The sequence below is a fragment of the Phaeobacter sp. JH20_08 genome (assembly GCF_048056635.1).
Taxonomy (GTDB): Bacteria; Pseudomonadota; Alphaproteobacteria; order Rhodobacterales; family Rhodobacteraceae; genus Phaeobacter; species Phaeobacter bryozoorum.
This window is the reverse complement of sequence record NZ_JAYMVV010000007.1, coordinates 82859-103896: the sequence shown is the minus strand read 5'-3', so window position 1 is coordinate 103896 and position 21038 is coordinate 82859. Positions and strand designations below refer to the sequence as shown.

At 63.5% G+C, this 21038-nt stretch carries 23 protein-coding genes and 1 riboswitch; of the genes, 8 read left to right on the top strand and 15 right to left on the bottom strand.

Annotated elements, in window-relative coordinates; translation table 11 throughout:
- The first annotated feature begins 154 nt into the window (after nt 1-154).
- A complete protein-coding gene (locus tag VWY75_RS08485) occupies nt 155-352 on the top strand; it encodes a CsbD family protein (RefSeq protein WP_340547367.1) in 198 nt (65 codons plus the stop codon).
- 107 nt (nt 353-459) lie between these two features.
- Nucleotides 460-969, top strand: a complete 510-nt coding sequence (locus tag VWY75_RS08480; protein ID WP_416537484.1) for a pyridoxamine 5'-phosphate oxidase family protein — start codon at nt 460-462, stop codon at nt 967-969.
- 91 nt (nt 970-1060) lie between these two features.
- On the opposite strand, the gene VWY75_RS08475 is transcribed toward VWY75_RS08480, so the two are convergent.
- The 4 genes from VWY75_RS08475 to VWY75_RS08460 all read right to left on the bottom strand — a co-directional run bounded on the left by VWY75_RS08475 (nt 1061) and on the right by VWY75_RS08460 (nt 3434).
- Nucleotides 1061-1246: a PLDc N-terminal domain-containing protein gene (locus VWY75_RS08475; RefSeq protein ID WP_416536651.1), complete on the bottom strand. Its 186-nt coding sequence runs from the start codon at nt 1244-1246 to the stop codon at nt 1061-1063.
- A gap of 33 nt (nt 1247-1279) precedes the next feature.
- A complete protein-coding gene (locus VWY75_RS08470) occupies nt 1280-1543 on the bottom strand; it encodes a DUF7218 family protein (protein WP_340547364.1) in 264 nt (87 codons plus the stop codon).
- Between the two features lie 98 nt (nt 1544-1641).
- Nucleotides 1642-3096, bottom strand: coding sequence for a mechanosensitive ion channel family protein (locus VWY75_RS08465; protein ID WP_416537483.1), 1455 nt, complete (start codon nt 3094-3096; stop codon nt 1642-1644).
- Between the two features lie 212 nt (nt 3097-3308).
- Complete coding sequence (locus tag VWY75_RS08460) at nt 3309-3434, bottom strand: entericidin A/B family lipoprotein (RefSeq protein WP_072505423.1); 126 nt, start codon at nt 3432-3434, stop codon at nt 3309-3311.
- Nucleotides 3435-3848: 414 nt separating this feature from the next.
- Here VWY75_RS08460 and VWY75_RS08455 point away from each other — a divergent pair, with 414 nt between their 5' ends.
- Nucleotides 3849-4430: an exopolysaccharide biosynthesis protein gene (locus tag VWY75_RS08455; protein WP_416536654.1), complete on the top strand. Its 582-nt coding sequence runs from the start codon at nt 3849-3851 to the stop codon at nt 4428-4430.
- A gap of 6 nt (nt 4431-4436) precedes the next feature.
- On the opposite strand, the gene VWY75_RS08450 is transcribed toward VWY75_RS08455, so the two are convergent.
- The 5 genes from VWY75_RS08450 to VWY75_RS08430 are packed head-to-tail and all read right to left on the bottom strand — an operon-like array spanning nt 4437 to nt 10324.
- On the bottom strand, nt 4437-5717 hold the full coding sequence (locus VWY75_RS08450) for an amidohydrolase family protein (protein ID WP_416537582.1): 1281 nt from the start codon (nt 5715-5717) through the stop codon (nt 4437-4439).
- On the bottom strand, nt 5717-6661 hold the full coding sequence (locus VWY75_RS08445; RefSeq protein WP_416537482.1) for an ABC transporter permease: 945 nt from the start codon (nt 6659-6661) through the stop codon (nt 5717-5719). The genes VWY75_RS08450 and VWY75_RS08445 overlap by 1 nt, the downstream gene beginning before the upstream one ends.
- A gap of 1 nt (nt 6662) precedes the next feature.
- On the bottom strand, nt 6663-7712 hold the full coding sequence (locus VWY75_RS08440; RefSeq protein ID WP_340547359.1) for an ABC transporter permease: 1050 nt from the start codon (nt 7710-7712) through the stop codon (nt 6663-6665).
- On the bottom strand, nt 7702-9282 hold the full coding sequence (locus VWY75_RS08435; RefSeq protein ID WP_416537481.1) for an ABC transporter ATP-binding protein: 1581 nt from the start codon (nt 9280-9282) through the stop codon (nt 7702-7704). The genes VWY75_RS08440 and VWY75_RS08435 overlap by 11 nt, the downstream gene beginning before the upstream one ends.
- A 10-nt stretch (nt 9283-9292) precedes the next feature.
- On the bottom strand, nt 9293-10324 hold the full coding sequence (locus tag VWY75_RS08430) for a BMP family protein (protein ID WP_416536659.1): 1032 nt from the start codon (nt 10322-10324) through the stop codon (nt 9293-9295).
- Between the two features lie 293 nt (nt 10325-10617).
- Between VWY75_RS08430 and VWY75_RS08425 the strand changes: the two genes are divergently transcribed.
- Complete coding sequence (locus VWY75_RS08425) at nt 10618-10965, top strand: RidA family protein (protein ID WP_340547356.1); 348 nt, start codon at nt 10618-10620, stop codon at nt 10963-10965.
- 60 nt (nt 10966-11025) lie between these two features.
- Here the strand turns inward: VWY75_RS08425 and VWY75_RS08420 are convergent, their stop codons facing one another.
- From VWY75_RS08420 to paaZ, 6 genes are all read right to left on the bottom strand, one after another.
- Nucleotides 11026-12105 (bottom strand): FecCD family ABC transporter permease, encoded by a 1080-nt coding sequence (locus VWY75_RS08420; RefSeq protein WP_416536660.1) that lies wholly within the window; start codon nt 12103-12105, stop codon nt 11026-11028.
- 1 nt (nt 12106) lies between these two features.
- Nucleotides 12107-13087, bottom strand: a complete 981-nt coding sequence (locus VWY75_RS08415) for an ABC transporter substrate-binding protein (protein WP_416537480.1) — start codon at nt 13085-13087, stop codon at nt 12107-12109.
- Between the two features lie 15 nt (nt 13088-13102).
- On the bottom strand, nt 13103-13888 hold the full coding sequence (locus tag VWY75_RS08410; RefSeq protein WP_416537479.1) for an ABC transporter ATP-binding protein: 786 nt from the start codon (nt 13886-13888) through the stop codon (nt 13103-13105).
- Nucleotides 13885-14328: a DUF1636 family protein gene (locus VWY75_RS08405; protein ID WP_416537478.1), complete on the bottom strand. Its 444-nt coding sequence runs from the start codon at nt 14326-14328 to the stop codon at nt 13885-13887. Before VWY75_RS08405 ends, VWY75_RS08410 begins: the two co-directional genes overlap by 4 nt.
- Before the next feature lie 103 nt (nt 14329-14431).
- Nucleotides 14432-14646, bottom strand: a riboswitch (cobalamin riboswitch).
- Nucleotides 14647-14726: 80 nt separating this feature from the next.
- Nucleotides 14727-15548, bottom strand: a complete 822-nt coding sequence (locus VWY75_RS08400) for a PaaX family transcriptional regulator C-terminal domain-containing protein (protein ID WP_340547351.1) — start codon at nt 15546-15548, stop codon at nt 14727-14729.
- Between the two features lie 66 nt (nt 15549-15614).
- The gene (gene paaZ, locus VWY75_RS08395; RefSeq protein ID WP_416537477.1) at nt 15615-17645 is read right to left on the bottom strand and encodes a phenylacetic acid degradation bifunctional protein PaaZ; all 2031 of its coding nucleotides are present in this window, start codon (nt 17643-17645) and stop codon (nt 15615-15617) included.
- Between the two features lie 123 nt (nt 17646-17768).
- Here paaZ and paaG point away from each other — a divergent pair, with 123 nt between their 5' ends.
- Genes paaG through VWY75_RS08375 form a run of 4 tightly spaced genes read left to right on the top strand, consistent with a single transcriptional unit; the run spans nt 17769 to nt 20929 of the window.
- Nucleotides 17769-18554: a 2-(1,2-epoxy-1,2-dihydrophenyl)acetyl-CoA isomerase PaaG gene (gene paaG / locus VWY75_RS08390; protein ID WP_416537476.1), complete on the top strand. Its 786-nt coding sequence runs from the start codon at nt 17769-17771 to the stop codon at nt 18552-18554.
- Nucleotides 18555-18556: 2 nt separating this feature from the next.
- Nucleotides 18557-18982 carry a hydroxyphenylacetyl-CoA thioesterase PaaI gene (gene paaI, locus VWY75_RS08385; RefSeq protein WP_416537475.1) on the top strand — a complete coding sequence of 142 codons (426 nt, stop codon included), beginning with the start codon at nt 18557-18559 and terminating at the stop codon, nt 18980-18982.
- A gap of 33 nt (nt 18983-19015) precedes the next feature.
- The gene (paaK, locus tag VWY75_RS08380) at nt 19016-20326 is read left to right on the top strand and encodes a phenylacetate--CoA ligase PaaK (protein WP_416537474.1); all 1311 of its coding nucleotides are present in this window, start codon (nt 19016-19018) and stop codon (nt 20324-20326) included.
- Between the two features lie 6 nt (nt 20327-20332).
- Complete coding sequence (locus tag VWY75_RS08375; protein ID WP_340547346.1) at nt 20333-20929, top strand: TetR/AcrR family transcriptional regulator; 597 nt, start codon at nt 20333-20335, stop codon at nt 20927-20929.
- The last annotated feature ends 109 nt before the right edge of the window (nt 20930-21038 follow it).

Sequence of the window (21038 nt, the reverse complement as noted above, 5' to 3'; positions counted from 1 at the left end):
CGATCATGAACGCCGATATGGCAGCGCCCTCTGGGACGCGGACTCCAGAGCAGTCTTCGCGATCGGCGATAGCACACCGGCGGATTTTTCCGGGAACCAAGCCGATACCGGCACGTTGACTAGGCGACGATACCCAAATGACAGGAGCCAAGACATGAACGAGCAACAGATCAAAGGGAACTGGGCAACCCTGAAGGGCAAATTCCATGAGGCCTATGGCGATTTGACAGATGATGATGTCGAGAAGGCCAAGGGCGACCGCGAGCAGCTGCTTGGCCTGTTGCAAACGAAATATGGCAAGGCCCGCGAAGAAGCTGAGCGCGAGTTGGATAAGTTCTTCGCCTCGGTCTGACCCCTCCATCTGATGTCCTGTGGTTTGGCTGCCGGACAGGCGGCCGCAAACTGCGCGGGGTGACACTCCGACCCCGCCTATCGAATTGAGACGAAAGGAATTTTGACATGGCACGACAGACGGAAACCCAGCAGGAGGCGATCTCTCAACTGTGGCACCAGCTGGAGAAACGCCGCACTTCGATGCTGGCTGTGCGTGACAGCGAGCAGCATCCGCAGCCGATGACGCATTTTGCGGATGCAGAGAACGGCGCGATCTGGTTCATCAGCTCCTCCGACAGCGATCTGGTCCGGGCAATCGGCCTTGGTGCCGACGCCCAGTTGACCCTTGTCTCTGACGGTCAGGATTATCACGCAAGCGTGCGCGGACCGCTGGAGGTCACCAATGACCCCGATAAGCTCGACGAGTTGTGGAGCTTTGCCGTCGGCGCCTGGTTTGAAAAGGGCCGTGACGACCCCAAGGTGACATTGCTCAAGATGACCCCGCGTGAAGCAGCGATCTGGGCCTCGCAGGGCAACGCCGTTCTGGTCGGCCTGAAGCTGCTGCGCGCCAGCCTGAGCGAGACCGAGGGCCACCCGGATGTCGGCGTGCACCACGTGCTTCAGATCAATACCTGATCGTCAGCACGTCGCGCGATCACGAAAAATGGCGCTGTCCCGTGTTGGGGCAGCGCCATTTTTTAACGTTTCAGGCTTCGGTCAGATGTGTTTATGCCCTTCGCGCGCGGGGGCCGAAGAGCAGCCAGCAGATGAAGCCAAGGATCGGCAGGATCAGCACGAAAACAACCCAGATGACTTTCTTGCCGGTGCCTGCGTTGGACCCGACAATCGACACGATTGCCCAGATGGATAGCAGCAGGACGATCAGCCCGCCGATGCCAGCATATTCTACCATATATAATCTCTCCTTGTTGGCGTATGGGCGCGGTCAGGCGCTGCGCAGCGCCTCGATCAGCGCGTCCTTGTTCATAGTCGAGCGCCCGTCGATATCCAGCTCGCGGGCGCGGTCCATCAGCTCGTCTTTGGTCCAATCCTCATATGGGGGCGCCTTACCGCCCTTTTCAGATGGGGACATGTCATCATTTGCCTGCGCGTTGGCTATGGCGGCAGCCTTCGACTTGCCATAGCCCTTGTCGCGCAGAGCCTCATAGGTGTCTTCCTTCTTGATGGATGCGCTGTGGTCGTCGGCCATGGGGTGCTCCTCTTTTTCAAGCGCAACGCAGAACCTGAATAATTTGTTCCGCCATCCCATATTGCCGCATTGCCATCTGGCCGTGGCGACTGGCGTCATCACTCCGCGTTCTGCCCGTCGCTCAGCAGGTCGCCGCCACCATCGGGGGCGTTGCGTTCGCGGGCGGCGGCCTCCTCATTGGCGTCCTCGACACGGGCTGGATCCGACGCTGCCGGCAGGGGGGTCTCGGCCGGGGCGGCGGCAGGTTTAGGTGCCGGGGCCTTCTGCGATTGCTGCTGGGCCACGGGCAGCAGGCTCGCGGCGTCCCGAGCATCAACACGCAGGCGGTAGATCGGCTCCGGCAGGCCAAACCCATTGCTTTCCAGCGCGGTCTTGGCAATCCGAATGGCCTCGCCACGGGCTTTCTGAAAACTGCTCTGGGTCTGATCGACCCAGCCGGTGAAGGTCAGGATCACATTTGAATCGCCAACCTCCTTGACCCAGGCACCAACCGATGGATCCCGCAGGACAAAGGGCAGCGATTGCAGGGCATCAACCGCCGTCGACAGGGCCGCGGCCAGATCGGCGTCGGCATCAACACCCAATTCAAACTCGAACCGCCGGTTGGCATCGCGGGTGTAGTTGACGATCCGACCCTTGAAGACGGTCGCATTGGGGATGCGGATATGGTTGCCTTCGGGTGAGATTAGGATGGTTGCGCGTGAGGTCAGCCGGGCAACGGTCCCCATATCGCCTGCAATCTCGACAAAATCATTCGGTCGAAACGGTTGCCGCAGGCTGAGCAGGATAGAGGCGATGAAATTCTCCACCGTGTCGCGCACCGCAAAACCAACCGCCAGACCAGCAACACCAGCGGCCCCCAATACGGCCCCCAGCAGCGCTGTTGCGTTGAGGATATCCAGCGCCACCACCAGCCCCAGGACGATAAAGGCAATGCGCGCCACACCGCTATAGACCTCCGCGATAAAGGAGTTTGGCGCCAGACGCTTCCAGATCCGCAGCCGCGTCGTCAGCAGCCAGCCAAAGGCGGAAATCATCACGAAAACCAGCATCGCGACAAAGAAAATCGGTGCATTGGCAATGATATTTCGGGTCCGCTCCTTCAGCCGGGAAAAGGCCGAGTCGAGCCGCTCATCAAGCCGCCCATTGATCGCGGTCCGGTTTTCGATCGCCACGACACCGTCAATGCGTTCGACCATCGTGGTCAGCTGGGTCTGGCGCGGATTGTCCAGAACCTCGCCCGACAGGGTCACAACGCCACTTGACACAGAGACCCTCACCTTGTCGAAGCCGTCGATTTCTCCCAGCAGCTGGACAATCCTGCGGCGGATCTGGGCGTCCGGGGCAGCTTTGCTATCGAGCTGGATTGCGCTGTCGGTCTGCACCGGATCGCTGGTCGCCTGAGCGGCGCCGGGATGCGGCAACAACAGGCAGAATGTCAGCGCCATGACACTCAGAAGCAGCGCAAGCCGGGATTGACGGAATGCCGAGGCCAGGGGCCGGGCGGTGGCGCCGACGGGATGGAGGGAGCGGCGGGCAGGGCGGTGGGGCATTGGCATCCTCGGTCTGGAACGCATCGAAAAGGGGCGCGTGGCCCGCTGGTTGTAATACCCGTCAGGCCATTGATCGCGCTGCAATGGTTCTTCGAGTTACGGGGAACGTCAACCGCCGACCGCCATCAGCACCGCAATATCCGGATGCGCGCGGGATCGGACAGAAAAAACCCGCCAGAACTGGTCTGACGGGGCATGAATCGGGCGGCGCTTTACTGTGCTTCCTGAGATTCCTCGGTGATCGCGTCGCCAAGGTCGGAGACGTCACGGCCAAAGCCCTCGGTTGTTTCGCAGGCAGCCAGACCGGCCAGGGCAAGAGCGGCAATAATCAGTCGCATGTCAAATTCCTTTTGTTTCGCGGCGCGAACGCCGGTGTCAGATCCAAGTATCAGTCCCGAAAGTCGGGGCCGGTGTCGCACCGGCGGAGTATGGGGCGCGGGCAAAGCCCAGTCGCGGCCCCGGGTGGCCCCGATCTGGCGGGGCCTGCCCCGTCTCGTCACGGGGTTGCGCTGGGCTAACGCCTCTGCTGCCGGATCGGTTCCCGCCGAAGCTGCTGGCAGTCAAAGAAAAACACCTGACCTGCCTCGGGAGCGAGCGGTGTTGTCGTGCGCATTGTCCGGCGCTCGCTGGAACCGCAGGCGCGTCGAAACGTTTGCTCTCCAGAGACACAGAACAGACACGGAACCCGAGGCGTGACAGGTCGGACAGAGCGCCGAAGCGCGCACCGCAGGCCAGACAGGAGGCAGATCACAATGACAGCGCAGGACCATCCCGTCGGCGAGATAATCGAGGCGACGACCGAATTGCTGGAAGAGGACAGCATCAGCGTTGCCGAGGTTGTCGAGGATCTTGGCCATTCCTCGATGGCGGCGACCCTGTTGCTGCCCGCGATGGCGGTGGTGTCGCCGCTCAGTGGCGTGCCGCTGTTCTCGACTGTCTGCGGGCTGCTGATCTTTCTAATCGCCGGGCAAATGGCGCTTGGCCGGGATCACCTGTGGCTGCCGGATTGGCTCCGCCGACAGCGGATCTCCTCGGAGCGGGCGCGCAGGGTGCTGGGGCCTATGCGCCGGATGGCCCGATTTCTCGATCGCCATACCGAGGCGCGGGTGAAGATCCTGCTGCGCCAGCCCTTTGTCACAGTGCCGCGTATCCTGTGCGCCCTCTCTGGGCTGGCGATGCCGTTTCTTGAACTGGTGCCCTTCAGCTCTTCCACTCTGGGGGCGGTGGTCAGCAGCCTTGCCGTGGCGATGCTGACCCGCGACGGGCTGGTAATGCTGGTGGCGCTGGCGCTGCTGGCGGTGGCCGGCGTCGGCCTGCCTTACCTGCTGCTATGACGGGGATCAGCCCGGCAGGGTGTGGCGGCGCCGGACTTGTGCAGGGCGACCGGGCAGCGACAGCGCAGCATCGCCGCGTGCGCTGCGGCTGATCACCTTGCCCTTTGCCACCACTGCCAGACGGGCAGGCCGCAGGCGCAGTGCCTCGGTCGGGGTGGCCGCATCCAGCACCACCAACGAGGCGCGATCGCCTTTCTTCAGCCCGTAGCCGTCCAGCCCCATGATCGCGGCATTGTTCTCGGTCACCATGGTGAAACACTGCGCCATCTCGTCCGGGTGGGTCATCTGCGCCACATGCATCCCCATGAATGCCACGTCCAACATGTCGCCGGTGCCAAGGCTATACCAGGGATCCAGTACGCAATCCTGCCCCCAGCCCACCGTTACGCCATGGGCCAGCAATTCCTTCACGCGGGTCAGGCCGCGCCGCTTGGGAAAGCTGTCGTGGCGACCTTGCAAGACGATATTGATCAGTGGATTGGGGATGGCGGCAATCCCGGCTTCGGCAATTAGCGGCAACAGCTTGGAGACGTAGTAGTTGTCCATCGAGTGCATGGAGGTGAGATGGCTGCCGGCCACGCGCCCCTGCAAGCCGTGGCGCAGCGTCTCCTGCGCGAGTGTCTCGATGTGTCGCGACAGCGGATCATCGGTTTCGTCACAATGGATGTCGACCTGCAATCCACGATCCGCCGCGATCTTGCATAGATCGCCCAGAGACTCCGCACCATCCTGCATACTGCGTTCGAAATGCGGAATGCCGCCCACCACATCGACGCCCATATCCAGCGCGCGGATCAGGTTATCGCGACCATTTGGCGCCCGGTACAACCCATCCTGCGGAAAGGCGACCAATTGCAGGTCGATGTACTCCTTGACCGCCTCGCGGACCTCCAGCATCGCGGTCACGCCCCGCAGGTGGTCGGGCGTGGTATCGACATGGGTGCGGATCGCCAGCAGTCCCATGCTGGCCGCCCAGTCGCAATAGGTCAGGGCGCGGCTGACCATATCCTCGACACTGGCCTCCTCGCGCAGCTCTCCCCAAAGGCTGATCCCCTCCAGGAGCGTGCCAGAGGCATTGACCCGCGGCAGCCCGTAGGAGAGCGTCGCATCCATGTGGAAATGCGGATCGACAAAGGGGGGCGTGACCAGATCGCCGCTGGCCTCGATGGTTTCTCTGGCCGCCGCGTCAATGGACGGCGCCACCTCGGTGATGATGTCACCGGTGATGCCGATATCCGCGACCGAGCCATCGGGCAGCGTGCCGCCCTTGATCAACAGATCCAACATCATCTTTCTCCCTTGTTGAATGGCACCATCAATGCGGCAGGCACCTCGGCGCGGCGCGACATCACGATCAACGCCAGTATCGACAGAATATAGGGCATCATCAGGAACAGCTGGTAGGGCACCACCGCGCCGATCCCGGTCTGTTGCAGGCGGATCTGCAAGGCATCAAAGGCGGCAAAGAGGATGGCGCCCAACACTGCCTTGCCCGGTCGCCACGCGCCAAAGACCACCAGCGCAATGCAGATCCAGCCGCGCCCGTTCACCATATCGAAAAAGAAACTGTCAAAGGCCGAAAGCGTCAGGAACGCGCCTCCCACGGCCATCAGGCCGCTGCCCACCACCACCGCCCCCATGCGGATCGCGGTCACTGACAGCCCCTGTGCGGCCACTGCCGATGGGTTCTCACCCGCCGCGCGCACCGCCAGCCCCAGCGGCGTTCGGTAGAGCACATAGGCACAGAGCGCCGCCAGCACAAAGGCGGCATAGGTCAGCGGTGTCTGGGAAAACAGGGCCGGGCCGACCAGCGGCAGATCCGACAGCAGCGGGATTTCATAGGGCTGAAACGCCTCGATCTTGGGCGGCGAGGACACCTCCGGCAGCACCACGCGGTAGGTGTAGAAGGTCAGCGAAGTCGCCAGCAGTGTCAGCCCGATGCCCACCACATGCTGCGACAGCCCGAAAGGCACGCTGAGCGTCGCATGCAGCAGGCCAAAGGTCATGCCGGTCAGCAGTGCCACACCAACCCCGCCCCAAAGGGGCAGCCCGGCCCAGACCGCGATCCAGCCGGAGAAGGCACCCGCGACCATGATCCCCTCGATCCCGAGATTGAGCACGCCGGCCCGTTCGCAGATCAGCTCCCCCAGCGTGGCAAAGATCAGCGGCGAGGCGATGCGGATCGCAGCGGCCCAGAAGCTGGCGGAAAGCAGGATTTCGAGAATGTCCATCTCAGTCCCTCCGCAGCCGGAATTTGCTGAGCAGGATCGCCAGCACCATCAGCAGCAGAGCCGAGGCCAGCATGATATCGGCCAGATAGCTGGGAACACCTGCGGCGCGGCTCATACTGTCGGCCCCGACAAAGATCGCGGCGACAAACAGCGCTGCAAAAACCACGCCAATCGGATGCAGCAGCGCCAGCATGGCCACAACGATGCCCGTGTAGCCAAAACCGGGGCTGAGATCGAGCGTCAGCGCCCCCTTTAGGCCGGCCACCTCTGAATAGCCCGCCAGCCCGGCCAGCCCGCCGGACAACAGCGCGGTTTTCAGGATCACCTTTGTGACCGGAATGCCCGCAAATCGCGCGGCTTCGGCGTTCTGGCCAACTGCGCGCATCTCATAGCCCAGCGTGGTGCGGGTGTTGATCACCCAGATCACCAGCGCAGAAATTAGCGCCAGCGCAAACCCCCAGTGCAGCCGCAGCCCATCCACCACCCGGGGCAGCCGCGCGTCGGCGCTCAGCCGGGGTGATTTTGGCCAACCCATGCCCATCGGATCCTTCAGCGGCCCTTCCAGCAGGTAGGAGACGAACAACAGGAATATGAAGTTGAACAGCAGCGTGGTGACCACCTCATCCACCCCCAGCCGCGTTTTGAGCAGCGCAGGCCCCAGCAGCAGCACCGCCCCCGCGATCAGAGCCGCCGCACCAAGCAGGGGCAGCAACAGCGGTGCAGGCAGGTTCAGCGCGCCGGTGCCCAGAACAACGGTGATCACAGCCCCAGCATAGAGCTGCGCCTCGGCTCCGATATTCCAGAGCTTGGCACGAAAGGCGACCGCAACCGCCAGACCGGTGAAAATCAGCGGGGTTGCGCGGTTCAATGTCTCAAGCAGCGCAAATTTCGACCCGAATGCCCCGCTCAGGATCAGGCCAAAGATCGACAGCGGTTCCCCCCCGGCGACCTGTGCAAGCGCGGCAGCAATGACAAATGTCGCCAGCAGTGCAAGGGCAGGCGGCAGCAGCCGCCGCTGCCAGCTTGGCGCGGCAATCGGTTCAAGCCGCATGGCCATCCTCCGTCTGTGGGGCATCCGACCGATCGTCAAACCCATGGCCGGCCATCCAGGCGCCCAGTTCCTCGGGCTGTTTGCTGCCACGGGCAAAACCGGGGCTCAGACGCCCTTCGCTGATCACATGGATCACATCGGAAAGCTGCATGATTTCGTCCAGATCCTCGGAAATCAGCAGAACCGCCGCCCCGCGCGCGCAGGCTTTGGCCAATTGTTCATGCACATAGGTGACCGCGCCGATATCCAGCCCGCGCACCGGCTGGTTGGCCAGAATGATCTGCGGGGCCTGTTCCAGCACACGGCCAAGGATCAGCTTTTGCATATTGCCGCCCGACAGCAGCCGGATGCGCGTGTCGGGGCCGGGACAGCGCACGTCATAGCCTGCGATCACCGTCTTGGCGAAGTCACGCGCGGCCCGCCAGTCGAGCCAGCCACGGCGGCTGAAGCGGGTCGCATAGGTTTCAAGGATCGCGTTTTCGGTCAGGTCAAAATCGGCAATCGTGCCGGTCTTGTGCCGGTCTTCGGGGATGCGGGCGATCCCGCTGTTGATCGCCTCACGCGGGGACCAGCCTGCCGGGGCGGCGCCGTTCAGGGTCAGGCTGCCGGACTGCGGCGTGATCAGCCCCGAGACCAGATCAGAAAGCGCGGCCTGACCATTGCCGGACACCCCGGCCAATCCGGTAATCTGACCCGCCGCCAGTTCCAGTGACACGCGCTGCAATCCGGGTGTTGCCCCGATGCTGGGGGTGGAGACCTCATGCAGCTGCAACAAGGCAGGGCCGGGGGCGTTGGCGGTGAAATCCGCCGGCGTCACTTCTGCCCCCACCATCAGCGCCGCCAGTTCGTCACTGCTGGTCTCGGCGGTACGCCGCTCGGCCACCAGCCGGCCATGGCGCAGCACCAGCACGCGGTCGGAGATTGCCATCACCTCATGCAGCTTATGCGAGATGAAGATCACCGACAGACCACGGGCGATGGCTTCGCGCAGCGTTGCAAACAGCGCATCGGTCTCCTGCGGTGTCAGAACCGCTGTGGGCTCGTCCAGAATAAGGATCCGGGCATCGCGGTACAGCGCCTTCAGGATTTCCACCCGCTGGCGTTCGCCGACGGTGAGCCGCGAGACCTTGGCGTTGGGATCGACTTTCAGATGAAACTGCTCCGCCAGCGCGCGGATACGGGCCTTTGCCGGTCCTGCCCGCAGGCCCAGACCCAGCAGCGGCTCCACGCCAAGGGTGATATTCTCCCAGACCGTCAGATTATCCGCCAGCGTGAAATGCTGATGCACCATGCCGACGCCGCCATCCAGCGCGGCGCGCGGTGCACCGGGGGGCAGGGCCGTGCCGAACAGTTCCACGCCGCCAGCGTCCGCCGTGTATTGTCCGAACAGAATATTCATCAGCGTGGTCTTGCCCGCGCCATTCTCTCCCAGCAGGGCGATCACCTCGCCTGCAAACAGGTCAAAGCTCACGTCATCATTTGCGGTGACGCTGCCAAAATGCTTGGTGATGTGTTGCAGGCGCAGCACCGGGCCACTGCCCGATGCCTGCGCCGTCTGGTCCGGCGTCATGCGCAGCTGCTCAGGAGGAGCCGGGCTCGGTGTCGTTGATCTCCACCACAAAAGAGCCATCCTTGATCGCTGCGCTGCGGCTGGCGATCAGATCCAGTGCCTCCTGCGGGATCTTGCCCTCAAAGGTGCCAAAAGGCGCCAGCGAGGCTCCGCCCTCCTTCATGAAGGAATAGATGCCATAGTCGGCAGCGGTGAAATTGCCGTCCCGCACCTTGGCGATGGCCGCATCCAGCGTCGGCTCAAAATGCCACAGCGCCGAGGCCGCCACCGTGTCAGGATAGTCGCTCTGGGTGTCGATCACATTGCCGATGGCCAGCACGCCCTTCTCCTTGGCCGCGTCGGAGACGCCAAAGCGTTCCGCATAGAGCATATCGGCACCGTTCTCGATCATGGCGAATGCGGTTTCCTTGGCCTTGGGCGGATCAAACCAGCTGCCGATGAACGAGACCTGGAATTTGATATCGGGGTTCATCTCCCGCGCGCCCGCCATAAAGGCGTGCATCAGACGGTTCACCTCAGGAATGGGAAAACCGCCGACCATGCCGATATTGCCGCTCTCCGACATGGCCCCGGCCACGATCCCCGACAGGTAGGAGGCATCCTGAATGTAGTTGTCGAAGACCGCCAGATTGGGCAGCGCCGGATCCTCCTTGAAGGAAGAGCCCATCAGGAAGGCCACATCGGGATAATCTGCCGCCACCTCGCGGGCCTCTGCCTCAACGCCGAAGATCTCACCGATGATCAGCTTGTGCCCCTGTTCGGCATATTCGCGCATCACGCGCGGATAATCGGTGTTCGAGGTGTTTTCGGAAAACGTATAGGTGATGTCGCCACGGTTCTCTGCGGCGAGGGCGGCAACATGGATCCGGCTGACCCATTGCTGTTCGACGGGCACGGTGTAGATGCCTGCAACCTTGATCGGCTCGGCCGCTGTGGCCCGAAGCGGCAGCGAGGCGGCAAGCCCGACGGTCAGCGCCCCGGCGGCACAGCTGAGCAGAAAGTGGCGGCGCGACATCCGCGCGCTGGTCTTGGTCTGTGTCATGTCATTTCCCCCTGTCGATGGCCCTGCGTTGGTGCAGGCTCTTTGGAACGTCGCCGGTCATGCCCGCGTGGTGTCGACGCTAGGGGGCTGGTCGTGACCCCGGCAATACGCGCCCTGTGTTCCGCAGGGGAAACTATAGGGGCGCGCTTCTCTTTTGGGCAAGGATGAATTCAGATATCGAAATTTGTGCGGTATTTGAACCGCTTGCCCTGCGCATTGCCTTGCTTTCGATGGGGCGGTATCCATGGTGCGGACCCGCCCTGTCGGCGCGGCCGACACCGAACGAGGATCACATGACACAGATTGAACGCAGCCACACCGGCCCCCGCATGAGCCAGATCGTCAAACATGGCGATACCATCTATCTGGCCGGTCAGGTCGGCACCGCCGGGGCCAGCGTCGCGCAGCAGACGCAGGATTGCCTCGACAATATCGACCGGCTGCTGGCAGAGGCGGGCAGCGACAAAACGCGTATCCTGCAATGCACCATCTGGCTGTCTGACATGGCTGATTTTGCTGCGATGAACGAGGTGTGGGACGCCTGGGTGCCCGAGGGGCATACCCCGGCCCGGGCCTGCGGCGAGGCAAAGCTGGCGCGCCCCGAGTTTCTGGTGGAGATGATCGTCGTTGCCGCGGCCTGAGGCCGATAATTGCAAAAGGCCCCCGTCAGCGATGGGGGCCTTCTTTGGGATCGGGCGACCTTAGCGCCGCCGCAGCAGCCAGATAAAGAAGACGCCGCCGACCAGCCCGGTGACCAGCCCGATCGGCATGTCCTCTGGCGCCATCAGGGTGCGGGCGGCGATATCGGCAGAGACCAGAAACAGCCCGCCGAATAGTGCCGAGACCGGCAGCACCCGGCGGTGATCACCGCCAACGATCAGCCGTGCCACATGCGGGACGATCAGCCCGACAAAGCCGATCATTCCGGAAAAGGCCACCATCACCCCGGTGACCAGCGCGCCGACGCAAAAGGTCATCAGCCGGAACCGCGCCACCGGTATGCCCAGGGTTGTTGCCGTTTCGTCACCGACGGTCATCGCATTGAGATCGCCAGAGCGGGACCAGAGCCACCCCCCGCAGAGCAGCAGCACCACCAGCGGATAGGCCAGGTGGCTCCACTGCGCGAGGCCAAGCCCGCCCAGCATCCAGAACACCACGGTATGGGTGGCGCGCGGATCTCCAAGGAAAATCAGAATATTGGCGCCTGCCATGATGACAAAGGAGACCGCCACGCCAACCAGAACCAGCCGGTCAGCTGTTGTAGCCTCGGCAAAGCGGGAGACCGCAAGGACCAGCGCGGTTGCGCCCAATGCGCCGACAAAGGCCAGCAAGGGCACTGTGAGAAGCCCGAGAAACAACCCGGTGTGCAGCAGCGCCAGAATGGCACCAAAGGCACCGCCGGCCGAAATGCCCAGCAGATGCGGATCTGCCAGCGGGTTGCGGGTCACCGCCTGAAGGCTGGCACCCACCATGGCCAGACCGGCCCCGACCATCATCGCAAGCAGCGCGCGGGGAAACCGGATATCCCAGACGATGGCCGCCTGACCCTTGGTCCAGCCTGCGGCGAAATCGGCGCCCGATCCGCCGCCCAGCTTGTCGGCGATGATCCCCCAGACGGAGGTCAGCGGGATGCCGACCGCGCCCACGGAGACCGCAATCGACAGGGTCAGGGCCGTCAGCACGGCCCCGCCCAGGATCCAGGCCAGCCGCCCGCGCAGGCGCCGCCGGGCACGCGCGCTCAGGCGCGGCTCAGATGCGTGATGTGCGTCGGCTGTGGACATATCAGTTGCTTACCGCATTCGCGCGGGCGGCGTCAAAACCGGTGGCAAGTGTCTTGATCGCGCGGATATTGCGCGGACCCGGTGTGGCTTCGACATATTCCAGCGTCACGAAACGGTCGTTCTTCACCGCGTCGATCTCGGCAAAGGCCGGGTTGCCCCGCATGAAGGCGCGTTTTTCCTCGGCGGTGACCGAGCCGTAGTTGACGATGACAATCACTTCGGGGTTGCGCTCGACCACGGCTTCCCAGGTGACGGTGGCCCAGCTTTTCTCCAGATCATCCATCACATTGCTGCCGCCCGCGGCCTCGATCAGCGCGGTGGGCATGGCGTATTTCCCGGCGGTAAAGGGCGAATCCTCGCCGCTGTCATAGACAAAGACCCGCAGCGGCTCACCCGTCTCGGGGCGGTCCTTGGCAAAGGCGGCAAGCTCGTCCTTATAGCCGGCCACCAGCGCCTCGGCGGTGTCCTCGACCGCAAAGATCCGGCCCAGATTCAGCAGGTCATTATACATGTCATCCATGCTGACCTTGGCTTTCTCGCCGATGTGAATGCAGCTCTCGGTCAGCTCATAGACCTTGATGTCAAACGGCGCGAGCGTCTCGGGTGTAACCTCTCCGCCCACTTTCATGCCGTAGTTCCACCCGGCAAAGTAGAAATCCGCACCGGCGCCGATCAGCACTTCCTTGGAGGGGTATTTGGCCGATAGTTCCGGCAGCTCCGCCACGCCTGCGCGCATGACCGGATCCAGCGTTTTCCAGCCGGAAATACCGGTGTAGCCGACCATGCGGTCAGCCAGACCCAGTGCCAGCATCATTTCGGTGAGATTGACGTCGTTGGAGACCGCGCGTTTTGGCGGTGCCGCAAAACTGACACTGCGGTTGCAGCTCTGCACGGTGGTCTCGGCCTGCGCCGCCGGGGCCAGGGAGGCACCAAGTAGGGTGGCGGCAAGCAGCGGCATCACAGTGGAAAGGCGGGCAAACATGATCAGGTGGTGTCCTTATGAAACAGGGAGATGAAAGGTAAGGTGATCCTGCCCGGAGGGGGCAAGTGTCTCGCGCCTCGCAGCGACGTTGAAGACCTCGCTAACGGTATCTTCGCTCAGAACGTCGCGCGGTGCGCCAAAGGCCAGCGTGCGGCCCTGCGCCATCAGCAGGATGTCGTCGCAGACCCCGGCTGCTATGTTCAGATCATGCAGGCTGGTGATGATGGTCACGTCGAGATCCCGGATCAGCTCCAGCACATCAAGCTGATGGCGAATGTCCAGATGGTTGGTGGGTTCGTCCAGCACCAGCAGGGCCGGCTCCTGCGCCAGCGCACGCGCCACCATGACCCGCTGACGTTCGCCGCCCGACAGGGTGCCAAAGGCACGATCGGCCATCTCGCCCAGTTCCAGACGATGGAGCATCCGGTCGACAATCGCCGCATCGCGGGCGCCCGGCGTGGCAAAACCGGACCGGTAGGGCGCGCGCCCCAGCGCGACAATCTCGGCCACGGTCAGGGCAAAATCGGTGGGTTGCTCCTGCAAGACAGCGGCAACGCGCTGCGCTGCGGTCTTGGGCGGAAGGGCCCAGATGTCGCTGTCGCCGACCTCAACCCTGCCGCTGCGCGGCTGGTTGAACCGGTAGATCACCCGCAGCAGGCTGGATTTGCCGGCCCCATTCGGCCCCACCACGCCCAGCACCCGGCCCGCATCCAGATGAAAACTCGTCGGATGCAGGATCAGCGGAGCCATGCGGCCCGGCCCCCAGCTGACATCGGTCACGGTTACGGCAGCAGCGGTCATTCGGCAGGCTCCACCTGTTGCAGCGCCGCAGGGGGGGCGATGGCAGACGCCGGGATCGCAGCGGCCGGGGCGGCCGGAACCAGGGCCGGGATGCGCGACAATGTGCAACGGCGCAGTTTTCCGGGGCGGTCAACCGAACTGCACCAGCCGTCAGCCAGCATCTGGTAGAGATCGGTGAAACTCAGGATATCGGCGAGATCCTCCTCGGGGCTGAGATCGCCAAAGACATAGCTTGCCTTGCCATCCGCCTGAAATCCGACGGTACAGGGATGGCTGCATCCGGCCATACAGGCCACGCCGGCAACCTCGATCGCCGCGCTGCCACGCCGGTCGAGTTCACGGCGCAGGGCCGCAATCAGCTCCGGCCCCGGACGGCTGCCCGGGGTCGCGCCCTTGCAGGATGTGCACACCAGAATACGGTGCCGTGCTGTCCCGTCCATAGCGCCCTCCGCGCAATCCGGTCAGGTGATGAGGGGGAAGGGGATCAGCAATGCCTCAGCGCCACGCAAAATCGTCCTGCCCGCCGGAACACCCCGCCCGGTCAATAGGTTTCCAGTCGATGGCAGGTCTCCTGACTTGCGGGTTGCTGCGGGCCTCGGCCTTCCCGGCGCCAGCGCCAGTGGTCAATCGAGGTCGCTCACCGCTCACAGTTGCGGGGGCAGTCGCGGATTCGGCGCCTGATGGCTACACCACACCGCGTTCCCTTTTCATCCCGTGACCGCTTTTGGGTCTTGGGAACCATCTCCGGTTTTGGGTAGATTTCTCGCCGGGGTTTGTAAAGGGGAAACCGTCTGCCAATGCGTGTGCCGCCAGGGCGGCGGTGGAGCAAATGCGCGCCTCAGGGCTCTTCGGGCTGAAGCAGTTCACCACCGGCGCCAAGCCGGGGGCGCGGCAGGTGCTGCAACAGGGTTGCCACGCGCTGGCGGCAATGCTCCCCGGTCCAGTCCGCGGGGTGAAACCGGGGCGGCAGGTCGGGGTGGCGCAGCACCACTCGCCGCCAGCGGTGCACGATCAGGGTCCGAAGCGTGGCAATCTGCGCCGGATCAAGCGCGCCTGCCTCGGTCATCTTTGGCGGTGTCAGACCGCTCAACGTGGTGTCGAGCCGGGCGCAGGCCTGTCTCAGGTCATCGGGAAACAGCCGGTCCCGCAGCCAATCGGGCACCGTCAATTCCGGCTGTTCCACCACAAGGAAATTGTCCCGACCCTGCGGCAGCGGACCGTGACCCAGCAGGGTCGAACGGTTGATCGCGACATAATTGGGCTGCTGCACCAGCGCATCCAGCGCGCTGTTCTGCCCATCCGCAGCCACCAGCAGGTGCCAGTCGGCGGGGGGCACGGTGGTTGGCGCATAGATGCGCGGGGTGACGGCGGCGGACTGGCTGCGCCCCATCGGCGTCAGGAAATGGACCGACGCCCGGCCCGAGCGTGTGCTGTCGATCCAGCCATCCTTGCGCAGCCGGTGCAGCGCCACGCGGATCGCCTCGGGCTTGATGCCCATCGGCGTGATGATCCGGGTGAGGGCGCTGCCGCCGATCTGATCCCCCTCGCGCTGCGCCAGATCGCCAAACAGCGAGACAATAATCGACCACACCCGCTGGTTCTGCGGATCGCTGAGGGCGGTTACGGCGGTGTCAAACCAGAGGGTCTGCGTGTCGGTCATATAGAATAGATAAATCGCCCGGGCCGGTTAGGCCAGACCGGGCGAGTGTTTCACTGCAAACACCTGTCAGAAGGCATTCATCGTCAGCAGCTCATATTCGGCGGCAATCTCGTCGTCCTGATTGGTCAGGGTGACATGCCAGCGCACTTCGCCGTAGTCCTCGTTGCGGGGAGTTTTTTTCTTCACCGTCAGGCGCACCCTGATGCTGTCACCTGCCGAAACCGGCTTCATGAAGCGCAGGGAGTCGAGGCCGGTATTGGCCAGAACCGGGCCTTCGTCAGGCTGCACGAACATGCCCGCCGCAAACGACAACAGCAGGTAGCCATGCGCCACGCGGCCCGGGAAGAACGGGTTCCGCTTGGCGGCGGCGTCGTCCATGTGGGCATAGAAGGTGTCCCCGGTGAAATGGGCGAAGGTCTCGATATCCTCCAGCGTCACGGTGCGCGGCGCGGTGTGCAGGGTCTCGCCAATCGCCAGCTCGCCGAATTTGCGGGTGAACGGATGTGCCGGGCCCTTGATCTCTGCGCCGCCGGGGACCCATGTCTTGCCAATCGCAGACAGGATATCGGGTGAGCCCTGAATGGCGGTGCGCTGCATGTAATGTTTGACGCCGCGCACGCCGCCCAGCTCCTCGCCACCGCCGGCACGGCCCGGGCCGCCATGCACCATGTGGGGCAGGGGGGAACCATGGCCGGTCGATTCCTTCATCGAGTCGCGGTTGTTGAAATAAAGCCGCCCGTGGTAGGCGCCAGCCCCCAGCGCGACCTCGCGGGCCACCTCAGTATCATGGGTGATGACCGAGGCGACCAGCGAGCCTTCACCGCGATTGGCGAGAGCAATCGCATGGCTCAGATCGCGGTAGCCCATGATGGTGGAGACGGGGCCGAAGGCCTCGGTGTCATGGATCCGCTGGGCATGGTCCGGGTCGGCGCAGTGGAACAGCATCGGCGGCACAAAGGCGCCTTTGTCGGCGTCTGCACCATCGACGGTGAAGTTCTCGGGATCACCGAAGACACGCTCAGCTTCCTGGCCGATGATCGCCGCCTTTTCCAGCACGTCACGCTTCTGGCTGTTGGAGACCAGCGCGCCCATGCGGGTGGTTTCCAGACGCGGGTCGCCGATCTGGGTTTTGGTCAGGCGGGCAGAGAGCGCCTCGATCACCGCGTCCACCTGCGCCTGCGGCGCGATGATGCGGCGGATGGCGGTGCATTTCTGACCTGCCTTGGTGGTCATCTCACGGCTGACCTCCTTGACGAACAGGTCAAACTCCGGCGTGCCGGGCTGCGCGTCCGGGCCGAGGATCGACGCGTTGAGGCTGTCCTGTTCGGCCACAAAACGGACAGAGTTTTCCAGGATCACCGGGTTCGCCCGCAGCTTCAGCGCGGTCTGCGCCGAGCCGGTGAAACTGACCACATCCTGCATGGTCAGATGGTCCAGCATGTCGCCGAGGCCGCCGGACACCAGCTGTAGTGCACCGTCGGGCAGGAGGCCCGAGTCCAGCATCAGCCGCACCGCCAGCTCGGTGACATAGCAGGTGGCGGTCGCCGGTTTCACGATGGCCGGAACCCCTGCGAGCAGGGTCGGCGCCAGCTTCTCCAGCATCCCCCAGACCGGGAAGTTGAAGGCGTTGATATGCACTGCAACCCCTTGCAAAGGCGTGCAGATATGCTGACCGAGGAAGGTGCCGTTGCGGGAGAGTTGCTCCACATCGCCGTCCAGATAAACATGCCCGTCCGGCATTTCGCGGCGCCCCTTGGAGGCGAAGACGAACATGGTGCCGATGCCGCCGTCGATGTCGATCATGTGGTCGGACTGGGTGGCACCGGTGTCAAAGCTGAGGTCATAGAGCGCCTGCTTGTGCTGGTTCAGGTGGCCTGCCAGCGCCTTCAGCATCCGGGCGCGGTCGTGGAATGTCAGCTTGCGTAAAGAGGGACCGCCCACCGTGCGGGCATGGTCGAGCATTGCCTGCACATCCAGCGCATCATTGCCGGCCTGGGCGAGAGGTGCGCCGGTAATGGCGCTGGCGATGTTGCGCGCGCCAGCCCCCGGTGCAACCCATTGGCCCGCAACAAAGCTGGAAACATCAAGAAGGCTCATGAGCGCGATCCTTTGCATCTGAACCAATGTGGTTCGGTCTGAGGTGAGAAGCTCCAAATATATTGACCAACCGGTCGGTTTATGCAAGGTCTTTGTTAACACATGTACGAGGGAGGCGCTGTGATGTCTGAGACGCTGCTGGTGAAGGACCACGAAAACTGGGTGGAAATCACCCTGAACCGCCCGGACCGGCTGAACTCTTTCAACGAAGAGATGCACCATGCCTTGCGCGCCGCCCTTGAAGCCGCGCGTGACAGCGGCGCCCGTGCAGTGCTGCTGACCGGCGCTGGCCGTGGCTTTTGTGCAGGTCAGGATCTTGGCGACCGCGACCCCCGCAAGATGGATGGTCCCCCCGATCTCGGGCACACGGTGCGGACCTTTTACGCGCCACTTGTGAACCTCATCCGCGCGCTGGACGTTCCGGTGATCTGTGCCGTCAATGGCGTGGCGGCCGGGGCAGGGGCCAATCTGGCGCTGGCCTGCGACGTGGTGCTGGCGGCGGAAAGCGCCAAGTTCATCCAGTCGTTCTCCAAGGTAGGCCTGATCCCGGATACCGGCGGCAGCTGGCATCTGCCGCGCCTGCTGGGCGAGGCCCGCGCCAAGGGGCTGGCACTGACCGCTGAGCCGCTGCCTGCGAAGAAGGCCGAGGACTGGGGCCTGATCTGGAAGGCGCTGCCGGACGGCGAGCTATTGGCCGAGGCCCGAGCGATGGCGGAAAAATTCGCAAATGGCCCGACGCTGGGCCTGGGCCTGACCAAACAGTGCATTCAGGCGGCGGCGGTCAACACGCTGTCTGACCAGCTGGAGATCGAGGCGGACGCGATGAAGACCTGCGGCGAAAGCGCCGATTATGCGGAAGGCGTCGCCAGCTTCCTGGAAAAACGCGCACCCGTGTTCAAGGGCAAATGACCATGACCCCGAAAGAACGCGCCGAGAAATCCGCCGCTGCCATGTGGGCCGAAGACCATGCGTCCAAATGGGCGGGGATGGAGATCACCCATGTGGATGAGGGCGAGGCCACGCTGGAGCTGACCATCGCCCAGCATCACTGCAACGGCCATGGCATCTGCCACGGTGGTGTCACCTTCATGCTGGCCGACAGCGCCTTTGCCTTTGCCTGCAACAGCCGCAACCAGTCGACCGTGGCGCAGCACAATGTGATCAGCTTCACCGCGCCCGGACGGCTGGGCGATACGCTGATCGCCACGGCGCGCGAGATTTCCCTGACCGGGCGCAGCGGTATTTATGACGTGACAGTGACCAATCAGGACGGCCAGCAGATCGCCGAATTCCGGGGCTTTTCCCGGGCGATAAAGGGCCAGCTGTTTGATGAGTAAGCCCTATTGCAAAGACAAGCTGTGGAGAACGCCATGGAAGACCTGAGCCCGAAGAAGGCAGATCTGGACCCGATCGAGATCGCCTCGATCGACGAAATCCGCAGCCTGCAGCTCACGCGGCTGAAATGGTCGCTGCGCCACGCCTATGACAACGTGCCGATGTATAAGGCGCGCTTTGACGAGGCAGGGGTGCATCCCGACGATCTACAACAGCTCTCGGATCTGGCGAAGTTCCCCTTCACCTATAAGAACGACCTGCGGGACAACTACCCGTTCGGCCTGTTTGCGGTGCCGCGCAGTGAAATCATCCGCCTGCACGCGTCCTCCGGCACCACCGGCAAACCGACCGTTGTGGGCTATACGGCGAATGATATCAGCAACTGGGCCGATCTGGTGGCGCGCAGCTTGCGTGCCTCCGGCCTGCGCAAGGGCGACATGGTGCATAACGCCTATGGCTACGGGCTGTTCACCGGCGGCCTGGGCGCGCATTACGGGATCGAACGGCTGGGCGCCACTGTTGTTCCGATGTCGGGCGGCCAGACCGAAAAACAGGTGGGCCTGATCACCGATTTCAAACCTGACGGCATCATGGTGACGCCCTCCTACATGCTCAACATCCTTGAGCAGTTCCACAAGGTCGGCTTTGATCCGCGCGAGTGCTCGCTCAAGGTGGGGGTGTTCGGAGCGGAACCCTGGACCGACGCCATGCGCAAGGAGGTCGAGGCGGCCTTTGACATGCATGCGGTCGATATCTACGGCCTATCCGAGATCATGGGGCCGGGTGTCGCCAATGAATGCGTCGAGACCAAGGATGGTCCGGTCATCTGGGAGGACCACTTCCTGCCGGAAATCATCGACCCGAAGACCGGAGAGGTGCTGCCGGACGGGGAGATGGGCGAGCTGGTGTTCACCACGCTGACCAAGGAAGGCCTGCCGATGATCCGCTACCGCACCCGCGACCTGACCCGGCTGCTGCCGGGCACCGCGCGCTCGATGCGGCGGATGGAGAAGATCACCGGCCGCAGCGACGACATGATCATCCTGCGCGGTGTCAATGTGTTCCCCAGCCAGGTCGAAGAGCAGCTCTTGGCCACCGGCGGGCTGGCGCCTTACTACCAGATCGAGCTGTATAAATCCGGCCGCATGGACGCGATGCGGGTTTATGTGGAGGCCAATTCGGATGCCGCCGACGAACTCAGCAAGACCGCAGCCGCGCGGATGCTGACCAAGCGGATCAAGGATATGGTTGGCGTCTCCAGCGAGATCATTGTAGGCGAGCCGGGATCGGTGGAGCGCAGCCAGGGCAAGGCCAAGCGCGTCGTCGACAACCGCAGCAAGGAGTAACCCGGCTTGGCCCGCACCATCGCAAAAGACCACGACCACAAGCGCGCCCAGATCCTGAAATCCGCGGCGAAAGTCTTTGCCGAGGAGGGGTTCGACCGTGCGTCGATGACCCAGCTCGCGCGCGAATGCGGAATCTCCAAGGCGAATATCTACCATTACTACGACAGCAAGGATGCCGTGTTGTTCGGCCTCCTTGATACCTATCTCAGCGCGCTGCGCGACCGGGTCTGCACGGTCGATGTGACGGGCTTGTCGCCCGAGCAGCGTCTGCGGCGCATCGTGTCGGAAATCCTGCTGGCCTATCAGGGCGCCGATCATGAGCATCAGGTTCAGATCAGCGCCATGGGCGCCCTGCCAGAAGCGCAGCAGAAACTCCTGCGCGCCTACCAGCGCGAGCTGGTGCAGCTGGTCAGCGATGCCCTTGCCGGGGTGGCCGCGCCAACAATTGCCAGGGATCCGGCCAGGCTGCGCGCCGTGACCATGTCCGTCTTTGGCATGTTGAACTGGTACTATATGTGGAATTCCGGCGCAGGCCCGGAGGCACGCGAGGATTACGCGCAGATGGTGGCGGATCTGACGATGAACGGCATTCGCGCGCTCTAGCAGGCGACCATCGCCGCCGCTTGTCATCCAGCGCCACGACCAGAACAGGCCCTGAATAGGCCCCGGAACAGGCAAAAGACCCGAATACGCAAAAGGCCGCCTGCAACGG

Excerpts from the sequence above, each read along its gene's own strand:
- VWY75_RS08430 (WP_416536659.1), bottom strand. The coding sequence starts at position 10,324 with ATGACACAGACCAAGACCAGCGCGCGGATGTCGCGCCGCCACTTTCTG.
- VWY75_RS08455 (WP_416536654.1), top strand. The coding sequence starts at position 3,849 with ATGACAGCGCAGGACCATCCCGTCGGCGAGATAATCGAGGCGACGACC.
- VWY75_RS08425 (WP_340547356.1), top strand. The coding sequence starts at position 10,618 with ATGACACAGATTGAACGCAGCCACACCGGCCCCCGCATGAGCCAGATC.
- VWY75_RS08435 (WP_416537481.1), bottom strand. The coding sequence starts at position 9,282 with ATGACGCCGGACCAGACGGCGCAGGCATCGGGCAGTGGCCCGGTGCTG.
- VWY75_RS08465 (WP_416537483.1), bottom strand. The coding sequence starts at position 3,096 with ATGCCCCACCGCCCTGCCCGCCGCTCCCTCCATCCCGTCGGCGCCACC.
- VWY75_RS08475 (WP_416536651.1), bottom strand. The coding sequence starts at position 1,246 with ATGGTAGAATATGCTGGCATCGGCGGGCTGATCGTCCTGCTGCTATCC.
- paaZ (WP_416537477.1), bottom strand. The coding sequence starts at position 17,645 with ATGAGCCTTCTTGATGTTTCCAGCTTTGTTGCGGGCCAATGGGTTGCA.
- VWY75_RS08470 (WP_340547364.1), bottom strand. The coding sequence starts at position 1,543 with ATGGCCGACGACCACAGCGCATCCATCAAGAAGGAAGACACCTATGAG.
- VWY75_RS08405 (WP_416537478.1), bottom strand. The coding sequence starts at position 14,328 with ATGGACGGGACAGCACGGCACCGTATTCTGGTGTGCACATCCTGCAAG.
- paaI (WP_416537475.1), top strand. The coding sequence starts at position 18,557 with ATGACCCCGAAAGAACGCGCCGAGAAATCCGCCGCTGCCATGTGGGCC.
- VWY75_RS08445 (WP_416537482.1), bottom strand. The coding sequence starts at position 6,661 with ATGGACATTCTCGAAATCCTGCTTTCCGCCAGCTTCTGGGCCGCTGCG.
- VWY75_RS08415 (WP_416537480.1), bottom strand. The coding sequence starts at position 13,087 with ATGTTTGCCCGCCTTTCCACTGTGATGCCGCTGCTTGCCGCCACCCTA.
- VWY75_RS08480 (WP_416537484.1), top strand. The coding sequence starts at position 460 with ATGGCACGACAGACGGAAACCCAGCAGGAGGCGATCTCTCAACTGTGG.
- VWY75_RS08460 (WP_072505423.1), bottom strand. The coding sequence starts at position 3,434 with ATGCGACTGATTATTGCCGCTCTTGCCCTGGCCGGTCTGGCTGCCTGC.
- VWY75_RS08485 (WP_340547367.1), top strand. The coding sequence starts at position 155 with ATGAACGAGCAACAGATCAAAGGGAACTGGGCAACCCTGAAGGGCAAA.
- paaG (WP_416537476.1), top strand. The coding sequence starts at position 17,769 with ATGTCTGAGACGCTGCTGGTGAAGGACCACGAAAACTGGGTGGAAATC.
- paaK (WP_416537474.1), top strand. The coding sequence starts at position 19,016 with ATGGAAGACCTGAGCCCGAAGAAGGCAGATCTGGACCCGATCGAGATC.
- VWY75_RS08400 (WP_340547351.1), bottom strand. The coding sequence starts at position 15,548 with ATGACCGACACGCAGACCCTCTGGTTTGACACCGCCGTAACCGCCCTC.
- VWY75_RS08440 (WP_340547359.1), bottom strand. The coding sequence starts at position 7,712 with ATGCGGCTTGAACCGATTGCCGCGCCAAGCTGGCAGCGGCGGCTGCTG.
- VWY75_RS08410 (WP_416537479.1), bottom strand. The coding sequence starts at position 13,888 with ATGACCGCTGCTGCCGTAACCGTGACCGATGTCAGCTGGGGGCCGGGC.
- VWY75_RS08450 (WP_416537582.1), bottom strand. The coding sequence starts at position 5,717 with ATGTTGGATCTGTTGATCAAGGGCGGCACGCTGCCCGATGGCTCGGTC.
- VWY75_RS08420 (WP_416536660.1), bottom strand. The coding sequence starts at position 12,105 with ATGTCCACAGCCGACGCACATCACGCATCTGAGCCGCGCCTGAGCGCG.